This is a genomic window from Polynucleobacter sp. JS-Mosq-20-D10, from assembly GCF_018687755.1.
Classification (GTDB): Bacteria; Pseudomonadota; Gammaproteobacteria; order Burkholderiales; family Burkholderiaceae; genus Polynucleobacter.
On record NZ_CP061305.1, the window covers coordinates 1,986,749 to 2,000,481 of the forward strand.

Annotated in this window: 15 protein-coding genes; 2 read left to right on the forward strand and 13 right to left on the reverse strand. The window is 47.5% G+C overall.

Translation table 11 applies throughout. The features are described from left to right. The first annotated feature begins 12 nt into the window (after window positions 1-12). A complete protein-coding gene (gene dapF / locus FD967_RS10170) occupies window positions 13-867 on the forward strand; it encodes a diaminopimelate epimerase (RefSeq protein WP_215327268.1) in 855 nt (284 codons plus the stop codon). 36 nt (window positions 868-903) lie between these two features. Here the strand turns inward: dapF and pyrE are convergent, their stop codons facing one another. Next, on the reverse strand, window positions 904-1,572 hold the full coding sequence (gene pyrE, locus FD967_RS10175; RefSeq protein WP_215325949.1) for an orotate phosphoribosyltransferase: 669 nt from the start codon (window positions 1,570-1,572) through the stop codon (window positions 904-906). Window positions 1,573-1,580: 8 nt separating this feature from the next. Here pyrE and FD967_RS10180 point away from each other — a divergent pair, with 8 nt between their 5' ends. Next, entirely contained in the window at window positions 1,581-2,363 is a 783-nt protein-coding gene (locus FD967_RS10180) for an exodeoxyribonuclease III (RefSeq protein WP_215325950.1), read from the forward strand. Here FD967_RS10180 and FD967_RS10185 read toward each other — a convergent pair. The 12 genes from FD967_RS10185 to gatC all read right to left on the reverse strand — a co-directional run bounded on the left by FD967_RS10185 (window position 2,356) and on the right by gatC (window position 13,685). Beyond that, window positions 2,356-3,690 (reverse strand): MFS transporter, encoded by a 1,335-nt coding sequence (locus FD967_RS10185; RefSeq protein WP_305848863.1) that lies wholly within the window; start codon window positions 3,688-3,690, stop codon window positions 2,356-2,358. The two genes, FD967_RS10180 and FD967_RS10185, sit on opposite strands and share 8 nt — an antisense overlap. Then, window positions 3,683-4,264, reverse strand: coding sequence for a methionine biosynthesis protein MetW (gene metW, locus FD967_RS10190; RefSeq protein WP_215325953.1), 582 nt, complete (start codon window positions 4,262-4,264; stop codon window positions 3,683-3,685). Before metW ends, FD967_RS10185 begins: the two co-directional genes overlap by 8 nt. After that, complete coding sequence (locus FD967_RS10195; protein ID WP_215325954.1) at window positions 4,261-5,400, reverse strand: homoserine O-acetyltransferase; 1,140 nt, start codon at window positions 5,398-5,400, stop codon at window positions 4,261-4,263. Before FD967_RS10195 ends, metW begins: the two co-directional genes overlap by 4 nt. Then, window positions 5,397-6,053 (reverse strand): nucleoid occlusion factor SlmA, encoded by a 657-nt coding sequence (slmA, locus tag FD967_RS10200; RefSeq protein WP_215325955.1) that lies wholly within the window; start codon window positions 6,051-6,053, stop codon window positions 5,397-5,399. Before slmA ends, FD967_RS10195 begins: the two co-directional genes overlap by 4 nt. 22 nt (window positions 6,054-6,075) lie before the next feature. Further along, a complete protein-coding gene (argB, locus tag FD967_RS10205) occupies window positions 6,076-6,978 on the reverse strand; it encodes an acetylglutamate kinase (protein WP_215325956.1) in 903 nt (300 codons plus the stop codon). Window positions 6,979-7,005: 27 nt separating this feature from the next. Next, window positions 7,006-7,383 (reverse strand): RNA polymerase-binding protein DksA, encoded by a 378-nt coding sequence (gene dksA, locus FD967_RS10210; protein ID WP_046331310.1) that lies wholly within the window; start codon window positions 7,381-7,383, stop codon window positions 7,006-7,008. Between the two features lie 225 nt (window positions 7,384-7,608). Next, window positions 7,609-8,649 (reverse strand): GTP-binding protein, encoded by a 1,041-nt coding sequence (locus FD967_RS10215; protein ID WP_215325957.1) that lies wholly within the window; start codon window positions 8,647-8,649, stop codon window positions 7,609-7,611. A 66-nt stretch (window positions 8,650-8,715) separates the two neighbouring features. After that, window positions 8,716-9,717, reverse strand: coding sequence for a tyrosine recombinase XerC (locus FD967_RS10220; protein WP_215325958.1), 1,002 nt, complete (start codon window positions 9,715-9,717; stop codon window positions 8,716-8,718). Beyond that, a complete protein-coding gene (locus FD967_RS10225) occupies window positions 9,698-10,372 on the reverse strand; it encodes a DUF484 family protein (RefSeq protein ID WP_215325959.1) in 675 nt (224 codons plus the stop codon). Before FD967_RS10225 ends, FD967_RS10220 begins: the two co-directional genes overlap by 20 nt. Before the next feature lie 36 nt (window positions 10,373-10,408). Then, the gene (gene gatB, locus FD967_RS10230; protein WP_215325960.1) at window positions 10,409-11,881 is read right to left on the reverse strand and encodes an Asp-tRNA(Asn)/Glu-tRNA(Gln) amidotransferase subunit GatB; all 1,473 of its coding nucleotides are present in this window, start codon (window positions 11,879-11,881) and stop codon (window positions 10,409-10,411) included. After that, window positions 11,878-13,395: an Asp-tRNA(Asn)/Glu-tRNA(Gln) amidotransferase subunit GatA gene (gene gatA, locus FD967_RS10235; protein WP_215325961.1), complete on the reverse strand. Its 1,518-nt coding sequence runs from the start codon at window positions 13,393-13,395 to the stop codon at window positions 11,878-11,880. Before gatA ends, gatB begins: the two co-directional genes overlap by 4 nt. Further along, a complete protein-coding gene (gene gatC / locus FD967_RS10240; protein WP_215325963.1) occupies window positions 13,392-13,685 on the reverse strand; it encodes an Asp-tRNA(Asn)/Glu-tRNA(Gln) amidotransferase subunit GatC in 294 nt (97 codons plus the stop codon). The genes gatA and gatC overlap by 4 nt, the downstream gene beginning before the upstream one ends. Between the last annotated feature and the right edge of the window lie 48 nt (window positions 13,686-13,733).

Sequence of the window (13,733 nt, forward strand, 5' to 3'; positions counted from 1 at the left end):
CGTTTCACTAAAATGCATGGTGCTGGCAATGATTTCATTGTGCTCAATGGCATCGATCAAGATCTCAGCAGTGTCACGCGCGTGCAATGGCAAAAATTAGCCCATCGTCAGCTTGGTATTGGCGCTGATCAAATATTGCTCGTTGAAAAAGCCACGCGCCCTGATGCTGATTTTCGTTATCGCATCTTTAATGCAGATGGCGGCGAGGTTGAGCAATGCGGTAATGGCTCACGTTGCTTTGTACGCTATGTACTCGACCAAGGCCTATCCACGAAGAATCCCTTGCGCGTTGAAGTAGCGCATACCGTACTCACACTCAGTTCTCATGATGATGGTCGGGTAGAAGTAGATATGGGTGCGCCAATTTTTGAGCATGAAAAAATTCCATTTGATGCGAGTGGCTTAGCTAGCAAGCAAGAGTTTCATGAAATGCTCTATGCGCTACCTATTAAAACCCCTGCTGCACACGATAGTTGGATCGGCGTAGTCTCGATGGGCAATCCTCATGCAGTGCAAGTGGTGGGCGATGTCGATAGTGCACCCGTTCTTGAAGAAGGCCCATCAATCGAAAAAGATGCGGTATTCCCAAAAAGAGTCAATGCGGGTTACATGCAAATTCTGAATCGAAATGAAATCAAGTTGCGTGTATTTGAGCGTGGCGCTGGCGAGACTTTAGCTTGTGGAACAGGTGCATGTGCTGCCGTAGTCTCAGGCATTCGTCGTGGCTTGCTCGCCTCCCCGGTGAAGGTGCGTACCCGTGGTGGCGATTTACAAATTGCCTGGGGTGGCATGATCAATGAAGTAGCGCAGCCCGTCATCATGACGGGTCCAGCAATGACCGTGTTCGAAGGCGAAGTAAAAATCTAATAGCGGAACTATGCAGCCCCTGAAACACCTATTTAATTAAACACCGTACTTCTCGCGATAAGCTTTCACCGCTGGCAGGTAACTTGTTAACTCCGCGTTGCTAGAGGCGGTTAAGAAAGCCATCAAGTCTGCCAAGTTGGCAATTGCTACCACCGGCAAGCCAAATTCTTGCTCCACCGCCTGGACTGCTGACATGCCTCCAATGTCAGTGGCAGTCCCTGACTTTTCCATGCGATCCAAGGCAATTAACACTGCTGTCGGCTCTGCACCTGCTTCACGAATGAGTTTCACAGACTCTCGAACAGACGTACCGGCAGAAATCACATCATCAATGATGACTACCTTACCCTTTACTGGGGCGCCCACTAATGAACCGCCCTCGCCATGGTCTTTTGCCTCTTTGCGGTTATAGGCATAAGGCACATTGCGACCCGTATCAGCTAAGGCGATCACAGTAGCAGCGGCCAATGTAATGCCTTTGTAGGCAGGTCCATAGAGCATGTCGTACTCGAGGCCAGACTCTTGCAAAGCCTTGGCGTAATAGCGGCCCAGCGCACTTAGACGGGCGCCATCATTAAATCCGCCCGCATTAAAGAAATAAGGGGAAAGGCGACCAGCTTTAGTTTTAAACTCCCCAAATGACAAAACATTTGCCTCCAGGGCAAATTGAATAAAGTTATCTTGATTAGAATTTTTTGAGCTCATAGGCCTATATGTTACGCATCATTTCTGCCAACCTCAACGGCATCCGCTCGGCGGTCAAAAAAGGCTTTATACCCTGGGCTGTAAGACAAAAGGCGGACTTTGTCTGCATGCAGGAGTTAAAAGCTCAGCAGGATGATCTGGAAGATTCCATCCTCAATCCAGATGGACTACACGGATTCTTTCATCATGCCGAGAAAAAGGGCTATAGCGGTTGTGGCATCTATACCCCACATAAGCCCGATAAGGTGCTCTATGGCTATGGCAATGTAGAGTTTGATGCTGAGGGTCGCTATGTCGAAGCTCGGTTCAAAAAGCTTTCAGTAATCTCGGTATACATGCCCTCAGGCTCAAGCTCGCCAGAAAGGCAGGAGGCTAAGTATCGCTATCTGGATTCTTTCTTGCCGCATCTAGTAGAACTCAAGAAATCGGGGCGTGAGATTGTGCTGTGCGGGGATGTCAATATTGCCCACAATGAGATTGATCTCAAGAACTGGAAAGGCAATCTCAAGAACTCTGGATTTTTGCCTGAAGAGCGCGCTTGGCTAACAAACCTGTTTAGCAAAGTTGGTTATGTAGATGTCTATAGAAAACTAGAGCCCGAGACTACTGATACCTGCTACACCTGGTGGAGTAATCGTGGTCAAGCCTATGCAAAGAATGTAGGCTGGCGTATCGACTATCACATCACCACCCCAGGAATAGCGGCAAGCGCTAAAAATACTGCCGTGTATAAAGATGAGCGCTTTTCAGATCACGCACCACTGACAGTAGATTACGACTGGTCTATTTAGCGATCTGTGAATCGTGCTTTTTAAATTCAACGACTTTGAAATGAATAGTGAGCCAAATCAGAATTAAGACTGGCGCACCAATAATCGCAGTGCTGATAAAAAAGCTTGGGTAGCCAAAGTGATTTACAAAGACGCCGGAGAATCCAGCCAACCACTTTGGCAATAAGAGCATCATCGAACTAAACAAGGCGTACTGCGTTGCGGAGTACTGAATATTCGTTAGTGCTGACAAGAAGGCAATGAAAGCGGCTGTGGCAATTCCAGAACTCAGATTGTCAGCAGAGATGACCCAGATCAAGCCATGCAAGTCATGGCCCTGAGTGGCAAGCCAAGCAAATAACACGTTGCTGACAGCCGATAAAATCGCACCTAGAAATAAAATCCGCATCACCCCAAAACGCAATGTCAGCACTCCACCAACGAAGGCGCCGACTAGTGTCATCACTACACCAAAGACCTTGCTCACTGCTGCCACCTCATCTTTGGTGTAACCCATGTCCACATAAAACGGGTTGGCCATAATTCCCATCACCACATCACTAATGCGATAGATAGCAATTAAAGACAAAATTAAAATAGCGTGCCAACCATAACGCTTAATAAAGTCTGCAAATGGCTCAATCAAAGTTTGATTTAGCCATGCTTTTGCATTACGTGCTTTAGTAAGCTCAATGCGAACGGGCTCTTTACTAAACAAGGTAGTGGCCACGCCTACACCAATCGAGAGCGCCATACAAAGATAAGCAAATTGCCAGGCGGCCGGATCATAGCCAGCGACACCAGATTCAGCGCGAGCAGCTAACCAGAGAACGCCTGCACCTGACCAAATTAAAGCCAGTCGATAGCCTGTTTGATAAGTAGCCGCTAAAGCTGCTTGATGATCACTATCTGCAGACTCAATCCGGAAGGCATCCAAAGCAATATCTTGCGTGGCAGAACCAAAGGCAACTAAGAGTGCGCACCATACAATCGGCGTAAGCTGTACTTTGGGATCTATGCTGGCCATGCCGACTAGGCCAATAATAATGAGTAGTTGCGCAAAAATTAGCCAGCTACGCCTTCTACCAAATAATCTTGAGAACAAGGGAATGGCAAGTCGATCTACTAAGGGAGCCCACATCCACTTAAACGCGTAAATCAAGCCAACCCAAGTGAGGTAACCAATCGTACTGCGATCAATGCCAGCTTCTCTTAGCCAAAAGCTCAGAGTTCCCAAAATAAGCAGTAGGGGTAGACCGGCGGAGAAGCCTAAGAAGAGCATTCGAAGACAAGGCCATTCGAGATAAACCCGAAAATCTTTTAGCCAGGACTGAGCGCTACTAAGCACGTCGAACGCGAAACAACGCTAGGCTTCCAAAAAGATTGGGCATCAAGGTAACTTGCCGCCCCTCATGCAAGATGCATTGATCCAGAATCTGCAGACCTAAGCTCGAGGCCAGCTTTTCAAAATCAGCAACAGTAAGAACGCGCACATTGGGTGTGTTGTACCACTGGTAAGGCAGGCTTTTAGAAACTGGCATACGGCCAAAGCCAACGGCTAGACGGTGTGACCAATGGCCAAAGTTCGGGAAAGAAACAATCGATTCCTTGCCAACCCGAACCACTTCACGCAAAATCTTTTCAGTTTCGTGAATGGTTTGCAAGGTCTGAGATAGCACAACCGTGTCAAAGCTATTGTTTTCAAACAATGCTAGGCCACCCTCTAAGTTTTGCTGAATCACATTCAAACTTTTTTGTACGCAAGAAAGTACACGCGCATCGTCAATTTCAACTCCGTAAGCATGAACGGGTTTTTGCTTTTGCAGATACTCTAAGAAGCTGCCATCACCGCAACCGAGATCAAGCACTTCACTATTAGGCGAAATCCAGTTCGCTATTGCGGCAAAGTCTGCGCGCTTCATGATTTAGCCTCTAGCATTTGTTCGAAATAAGCACGAATTAGATTGTGATAGCGAGGATCATCTAACAAGAAAGCATCGTGCCCATGCGGGGCATCAATTTCTGCATAACTAACTTCACTCTTATTGCTCAGTAAAGACTCCACAATCTCACGACTGCGATTGGGCGGGAAGCGCCAATCAGTAGAAAAACTCACAACCAAAAACTTAGCTTGTACTTCAGCCAAGGAGCGATTCAAGCTACCTTCATAACGACGAGAAGGATCAAAATAATCCAGCGCTCTAGTAATCAGCAAATACGTGTTGGCATCAAAGTAAGTAGAAAACTTATCACCTTGATGGCGTAAATAACTTTCAACCTCAAACTCAACATCAAAGCTAAAGCGATAGTCTTGGGATTCTCCATGGGGTCTTTGCAGCTCGCGCCCAAACTTTTCTGCCATGTCATCGTCAGATAAATAGGTGATATGCCCGACCATGCGAGCGATTTTTAGGCCGCGCTTTGGCACTACGCCATGCTCGTAGTAATTACCACCATGAAAATCTGGATCTGACAAAATCGCATTGCGTGCTACTTCATTAAATGCAATGTTCTGTGCGCTCAGTTTTGGTGTCGAGGCAATCACCAAGCAATGGGCAAGGCGTTTTGGGAACTGAATGGACCAAGCCAATGCCTGCATGCCGCCCAAGCTTCCACCCATTACCGCAGCAAAACGACGAATGCCTAATTTATCTGCCAAGCGCGCCTGGGTATTTACCCAATCTTCAACCGTAATGACCGGGAAGTCTGCACCATAAGGCTTGCTGGTGGCAGGATTGATGCTCATGGGCCCAGTGGATCCAAAGCAAGAGCCTAAATTATTAACGCCAATCACAAAGAAGCGATTTGTATCTACCGGCTTGCCCGGTCCAATCATGTTATCCCACCAGCCGATATCTTTTGCATCGTCTGGATTGGGGCCAGCCACATGGTGTGATGCATTGAGTGCATGACAAACCAGAACGGCATTACTTTTATCGGCATTGAGCTTGCCGTAAGTTTCAATAACTAAATCGTAGCTCGATAAAATGGCGCCACTTTGCAAAGGCAAGGGCTCGGCAAAATGAATGGTATTTCTAGAGAGATGTAGCTCGCTCATTCGGACAGAAGAATGCGAAGGCTGATATCAGAGGCTTCGGTTGGAAACTTCTTAAAGCCGCTACGAGCAAAGCGATGCCAACGGCCCAAAACATAACTCATCAACATCGTCGCACGAATGCTGACTTCATCTTGAGATACATTTGCCCACGAACCACCCTGGGTTTGAGCAATGCGCAGTGCCTGTTTTAAAGATGCCTCAACACGATCAAGCACTTGTGTAATGCGCTCTTGCAAGCGATCGTCTTCTTGCAGCAGAGCATCACCCAAAAGCACGCGAGTCATGCCGGGATTCTTTTCTGCAAAGAATAAGAGCATCTGCAAAATGCCACGTGCCTGTGCAAGCCCAGACTCTTCTTTTTGATTGATCTGATTAATCAGACCAAAAACCGTTTGCTCAATAAATGAAATCAAGCCCTCGAACATCTGCGCCTTACTGGCGAAATGCCGATAGAGCGCCGCTTCTGAGACTTGAATTTTTGCAGCTAATGCCGCAGTCGTTACACGCTCTCCCTTGGGGTTTTGCAACATCTCTGCCAACACTTGCAAAATCTGGAGGCGGCGCTCCCCTGGACGTGGGCGCTTGCGTGTCTTGCCCTCTTCGGCAGTTGTCGTCTCAATCTCTGAGGCGCTAGGGTCAAAAGAATCACGCATATTTATATCTCTTGTTCAACTCTTAACGGGAACGAATCATTGTTCCAAATGCTTGCTCTGTCAGAATCTCCAACAGTAAGGAGTGCTCGATTCGTCCATCAATGATATGCACTGAATTTACGCCGCTCTTTGCGGCGTCTAGTGCAGAAGAAATCTTTGGCAACATGCCACCAGAAATAGTACCGTCAGCAAATAAGCCATCAATTTCACGTGCAGTTAGGTCAGTTAAAAGCGTACCACTTTTATCCATCACACCAGGAATATTAGTCATCATGACTAATTTCTCTGCGTGCAAAATTTCTGCCATCTTGCCGGCTACCAAGTCAGCATTAATGTTGTAGGCCTGACCCTCTTCGCTAAATCCAATTGGAGAGATCACTGGAATAAAGGCATCATCCTGCAATGCTTTTACAACTGCAGGGTTAATCGCATCAATCTCACCAACAAAACCTAAATCAATAGTTCCGCCAGGCTTCTTTTCATCTGCAACCAGCATCTTTTTTGCACGAATCAAGCCGCCGTCTTTGCCAGTCAAGCCAACTGCCTGACCACCAAAGTGATTAATCAACATCACAATATCTTGCTGTACTTCGCCGCCGAGAACCCACTCCACCACTTCCATAGTCTCTTCATCGGTCACGCGCATGCCTTGAATAAAGGTACCAGTCTTACCAATCTTCTTCAGAGCTTCATCAATTTGTGGTCCGCCGCCATGCACCACTACTGGGTTCATACCAACTAGCTTAAGCAAAATGACATCGCGTGCAAAGCTTTCCTTCAGGCGCTCCTCAACCATTGCGTTTCCACCGTACTTAATCACAATAGTCTTACCGTGATAAGCACGAATGTAAGGCAATGCCTCGGCCAAAATCTCCGCCTTGAGTAAAGGGGGGATGTCACTAATAGATGGGGATTGCTTGGTCATTGCTGCTTTTATATTCGGTCTAGTAAATTAATCGCCAAACAACTTTTGACGCAGTTCACGCCGCTCTTGCGCCTCTAGAGAGAGATTGGCTGTTGGGCGTGCAATGAGACGGTTCAAGCCAATCGGCTCACCAGTCTCTTCACACCAACCATAATCACCGGACTCAATACGGGCTAAAGCCTGCTCTACTTTTTTTAATAGCTTGCGCTCGCGATCACGTGTGCGTAGCTCGAGAGCATGCTCTTCTTCAATCGTTGCGCGATCTGCCGGATCTGGAACCAAAATGTTTTCGCGTAAATGCTCTGTTGTTTCCGAAGCATTCTTCAGAATGTCGCCCTTTAAGGTCAATAGCTTCTGACGGAAAAAATCTAACTGGCCGGCATTCATATAGTCCTTTTCGGACATCTTGAGTAATTCAGCTTCTGTTAAAGGGGCACCTTTGGCAACTTTTGCGCTTGCTGCTTTACTAGGGGCTTTTGCTGCAGCCGTAGATTTCGTTGGTGTTTTTACCGTCATTTCATTCTTTCCATGGATCTAAATCATTATTGCTTCATTCTGCCAAAGTTTTACTACCCTTTTAGCCAATATTTATTAATATGGGCCGTGGCGCGGGATTGTACTTTAAATTTCCTAGACCAAACAGCCTTCAAGCCCAGCCAGCAGTGTGTCTTTGGGCAAATCTATCCCGATAAAGACCATACGGGTTTGCTTGGGCTCTGCACCCCATAAACCAGCCATATCGCTGCCCATCATCTGATGAACGCCCTGGAACACGACTTTTCGGTTACTACCCTTCACATAGAGGACGCCTTTGTAGCGCAACATCTTCTCTCCGAAGACCTCCAAAATACCGCCTAGGAAGTCCTCTAATTTTTTATGGTCAAAGGGTTTATCACTACGAAAAACGAAGGATTGAATGCGGTCTGTATGGCCTGCATGATCATGGTGATCATGGCTGTGATCGTGATGGTCATGACTGTGATCATGGCCACAAGTAGCGTGGTCATGATCGTCTTGCCCTAGGAAATGAGGATCAATATCGAGCTTCGCGTTTAAATTAAAGCCCTTAAGATCCAAAACGGCATCTAAAGGAACAACTCCTTTAGAGATCCCCTGAATCGGTGCACGGGGGTTCATATGCATTAGGCGATTACGCAAGGCGTCCACTACGGCAGGCGTCACTAAATCCGTCTTGGTAATGAAAATTTGATCCGCAAAGCCTACTTGGCGCTGTGCCTCTTCATGCTCATTCAGTTGTTGCGGGCCATGCTTGGCATCCACCAAAGTGACTACGGCATCAAGAACATAGTGGTCCGCTACGTCATCATCCATAAAGAAGGTTTGAGCAACTGGGCCTGGATTAGCCACTCCGGTGGTTTCAATGACCACGCGCTCAAAGCTAATTTTTTTATCCCTACGTTGCTCCCAAAGCTCATTCAGGGCTTCAACTAGGTCTCCACGAATGGTGCAGCAAATGCAGCCATTGCTCATTTGTACAATATTCTCTTGATTGTCTTGAACCAAGATGTCGTTATCGATATTTTCTTCGCCGAACTCGTTCTCAATCACGGCAATTTTTTTGCCATGCTGCTCAGTCAGAATATGTTTAAGCAAGGTGGTTTTGCCACTACCTAAAAAGCCTGTGAGAATTGTTACCGGAATTAACGCCATTTTTGATCCTATTAAAATCTATAAATACATTCCCTAAACGGGAAACCTTCTATCTTACCGAGTTCCTCAAGCTTTGCCGACTTTTGCACGAGGATGAGCCTGATCGTATGCCTGCGCTAAGTGCTGGAAATCTAAGGAGGTGTAAATCTGGGTGCTCGCGATACTGGCGTGCCCCAACATCTCCTGCACCGCCCTCAAATCCTGAGAAGACTGTAATACATGGCTAGCGAAGCTATGACGCATCATATGGGGATGAACATGGGTTGGCAGGCCCGCCCTCATTGCCAAAGTCCGCAAGCGCGCCTGAACCGTCCGGGGAGATAAGCGAGTGCCTGTTGCGGAAATAAATAAAGCCATCGATACATCTGCCTGCTCAAGCAGGTCTCGAGCAGCACGCCAGACTTTGAGAGATTGCATGGCAGGTCCGCCAATAGGAACTGAGCGACGCTTGCCGCCCTTCCCCAAAACTGTCACCTCTGCAGCTTGCCAATCCAGCCAGCCAGCAGACTCATGTTGACGGTCCTTGCTTTGCATCACATCAATTCCCAGCAGTTCTGATAAACGCAGGCCTGAGGAATACAGCAAATCGATGATTGCGGCGTCACGTATGGTCTCTAGATCCTTTTTTTCTTCAGCTTCTTTGACGGCCTGATTGACCAAGGAGAGCGCCTGCTCAACTGAAAGCGCTTTTGGCAAAGACTTCAAACGCTTAGGAGCTTTTACATCGTCAACAGGATTGGCAACTAAATTTGCAGTAATCCTGCCTGCCTGCGCATCACGGCGTTCATCTTTCTCGGTCAACCAGTCATACCAGCCACGCCAAGCAGAAAGCGCTCTTGCAATCGTGCGAGATGACTTTCCCTTTGAATGTAAGCGACCCGCCCAGCGACGCACATGAGCATTACTTACCTTTAATAACTCAATCGCATCATCTGCTGCCAGCACCTGCAATTCGCTCAGATCCATACGGTAGGCTTTAAGCGTATGTGGTGAGAGCTGCCTTAATACATGCAGCTCGTGCAAGTACTCCTGCACCAGGGGATGCAGATCAGCTAGTGCTTGGCTCATAAGCTTGGGTGCGATCCAAAGCTGCAGCGGTGAGTTCAGCAATCTGACGCAAATAGAACGCGCCCATATCTGCAGTAAAACGGGACTCGTCTTTGCTTGCTAACAAAAGTACTGCTGGCGATTGCGCTAGGCCAATACTTTTACCTAGTGGCAGGCCAATAGCCACCATGCTTTGCCACTCAGGATCGATAGTCACTTGGGTTGCCAATAAATCCACACTCGCTGCAGCTAGCTCTTTGGCAGAGCCGCATAGCGGCGTATCAATCCATGGGCCAAATGCGGTATTGGGTGACAAGAGCTGTGCGGACTCGACTTCAAACACCTCCGCTAAACCTGTGGTTACTGCAGACTCCACATCCGCCTTGGTGTTAGCGCGCATTAAACATAATAACCAAGCAACCAAGCTTTGCTGGGTTTTGTCATTACGACTACCAAAGTGAAGCATCTCACTTAAGCGACGATTGAGCTCTTGATTCTGTGTACGCAACAAAGTCATTTGGCGCTCTTGCAAAGAGATCGCACGATCCTCGTGGGGATGCTTTAAACGAATTTCATTTAAGAGATTGGCATAACGCTCAAAAAAACCTGGGGTAGCACGCAACCACTCTGCTACCAATTCTTCTTGCTCGGCTTGCTTAGGATCGATTGCGCTCATCTATCTCTTTCTCGCTTATTTTCTGATTTAACTTTTTTAGCTCAGCTTTTTACGCAGAAGCTCATTCACTTGCCCTGGATTAGCCTTGCCTTGAGAAGCCTTCATGATCTGACCCACCAAAGCATTGAATGCCTTTTCTTTGCCAGAGCGGAACTCTTCAACAGACTTCTCGTTAGCTGCCAACACCTTGTCAATCATGGCTTCAAGCTCACCACTATCACTAATCTGCTTCAAACCTTTAACATCAATCACTTGATCAACTGTGCTGATAGCTTTCCCTGCAACAGCCTCTTCCCACAAAATTGCGAAGATATCTTTTGCAATCTTGTTGGAAATCGTGCCGTCTGCTACACGAGTTAATAGCGGCGCTAAATGTTTAGCTTTTAATGGCGCATCTGCAGTAGCAACTCCCGCACGATTCAGAGATGAAGCAAACTCACCCGCAATTAGGTTAGCCGCAGCTTTAGCCAAAGACTTACCAACAATCGCTAGTAGCTCTTCAAATACCTTGGCAGTGTCGCGATCTTGCGTGAGTAGTTGCGTATCGTAGGCGCTTAAGCCAAATTCACTTTGCCACTGTTCACGAAGCTGCGCTGGTAAAGCCGGCATTTGGCTACGCACATCGGCAATCCAGGCATCATCAATCACTACCGGCAACAAATCCGGATCCGGAAAATAGCGATAGTCATTAGCGTCTTCTTTACTACGCATACTGCGGGTTTCTTGACGATCGGGATCGTATAGGCGGGTTTCTTGGACAACTTTGCCACCATCCTCAATCAATTCAATTTGTCTACGCACTTCGTATTGAATTGCCTCTTCCAAAAAGCGGAAGGAATTTAAGTTCTTAATTTCGCAACGGGTACCAAATTCTTTTTGGCCTACAGGTCGAACAGATACGTTGGCATCACAACGGAAAGAGCCTTCCTGCATATTGCCATCGCACACACCCAACCACATTACTAATGTATGTAATGCTTTTGCATATGCCACTGCTTCAGCTGCACTGCGCATCACTGGCTCGGTCACAATTTCCAGCAATGGTGTGCCGGCACGGTTTAAGTCGATGCCACTGGATGCTTCGCCATGTGGGCCCAAGAATCCCTCTTCATGAACTGACTTACCAGCATCCTCTTCCATATGGGCGCGCGTGAGCTCAACCACTTTGACTTGATCACCAACTAATATTTCGAGATGACCACCAACGACTATGGGAAGGTCCATCTGGCTAATTTGATAACCCTTTGGCAAGTCAGGATAGAAATAATTCTTGCGCGCAAAAATACTTGCTGGCGAAATCTTGGCATTGACTGCCAAACCAAAACGAATAGCATGCTCAACCGCTTGACGATTTAATACTGGTAATACCCCAGGTAAAGCCAAGTCAACTGCGCATGCTTGGGTATTTGGGCTAGCACCAAAACTCGTACTCGCCCCACTGAAAATTTTGGATTGTGTTTGTAACTGTGCGTGGGTCTCTAGACCGATAACGATTTCCCATTGCATCACGCCACCTCGCTTGCTTGACGCAAATGCCAGTCACTATTTTTCTGGTATTGGTGCGCTACTTGAAGTAAACGAGCCTCAGAAAAATAATTACCAATTAACTGCATGCCAATCGGCAAATTGTTTGTATTGAAACCGCAAGGAACACTCATCGCAGGCAACCCAGCTAAGTTGGTGGAGAGTGTGTAAATGTCTTCTAAGTACATTTGCACTGGGTCTTTTGATTTTTCACCTAAGCGCCATGCAACATCTGGAGCAACTGGCCCTAGGATGACATCGCATTTCTCAAATGCTGCTTGGAAGTCGGCTGCAATAATGCGACGAATTTTTTGAGCCTGCAAATAATAAGCATCGTAATAGCCATGACACAGTACATAAGTGCCCACTAAGATGCGACGCTTTACTTCTGCGCCAAATCCCTCGGTGCGTGATTTCTTATACATATCAGATAAATCACGGTATTCATTGGCGCGGTGTCCGTAACGGACACCATCAAAGCGACTTAAATTACTTGAGGCTTCAGCTGGAGCTAAAACGTAATACACCGGTATCGATAGCTTGGTTTTTGGCAAACTCACCTCAAGCAACTCTGCACCTAATTCTTGCAAAGCTTTTGCTGCAGCGTTGACTGCATTGGCCACTTCCGGCGCCAGGCCTTCCGCAAAGAATTCTTTTGGCAAACCCACTCTTAATCCTTCTAAAGGCTTTGCTAAGTTTGCGCTGTCTTTTTTCCAAGGCTGGGCGAGATACCGCCCATAGTCTTCTCCGGAGTCAGCCAGGGAGGTTGAGTCGCGGGGATCATGTGAGGACATCGCTGAAAGCAATAAAGCGCAATCTTCAGCTGTTTTTCCCATTGGTCCCGCCTGATCGAGAGAGGAGGCATAAGCAATCATCCCGTATCGAGATACACGCCCATAACTGGGCTTGATGCCAGTCAGCCCACAAAAAGCTGCTGGCTGACGTATTGAACCTCCAGTATCTGTACCTGTTGCAATAGGAGCCAATCCCGCCGCCACTGCCGCTGCAGATCCTCCAGAGGAGCCGCCAGCAACATATTCTGAATTCCAGGGATTTAAAACTGGTCCATAAGCTGAATTTTCATTAGAGGAGCCCATTGCGAACTCATCCATATTGGTCTTGCCAAGGCAAACCATACCGGCACCATTTGGGTTCAACTCGTCCGGAATTCCGAGATTAGAGACTACTGTCGCATCAAATGGGCTGAGGTAGCCCTCGAGCATTTTGGAGGCGGCTGTCGACTTCCACCCACGAGTCACAAAGACATCCTTATGGGCAACTGGGATGCCCGTTAACTTTCCAGCTTTACCGGAGGCAATCATTTTATCTGCTTTAGAGGCTTGCTCTAAACTTAAGTGAGCACTTACATCAAGGTATGCATTCCAGTGCTTTCCCACCTCAATGCGGCTCAGAAAGTACTGCGTTAACTCAACGCTGGAGACCTCTTTAGCGGCCAATGCTTTAGCCATCAACGCAATGGGAGTTTGATGCCAGCTCATTCGATCACCCGTGGAACTAAGAAGTAGCCATCCTGTTCAGCAGGGGCAGATTGCATGTTTTCGGCGCGATGATCTACTTCGGTCACCATGTCATTTCGCAAGGGTTGCGCCAAATCGCGCAAAAAGAGGATAGGGTGCGCCAAGGGGGCGAGACCGCTCGTATCGACAGCCTGCATCTCCTCGACTAAAGCAAACACGGCCTGTAATTGAGGCAATACCGCCTCGGCTTCTGCCTGACTTAACTCAAGGCTGGAAAGGTGCGCAATGCGCTGGACATCATTCAGTTTCATGGGGCGCTAGGGTATCATTCATAGATATATTTTTTAACACTCACTTAT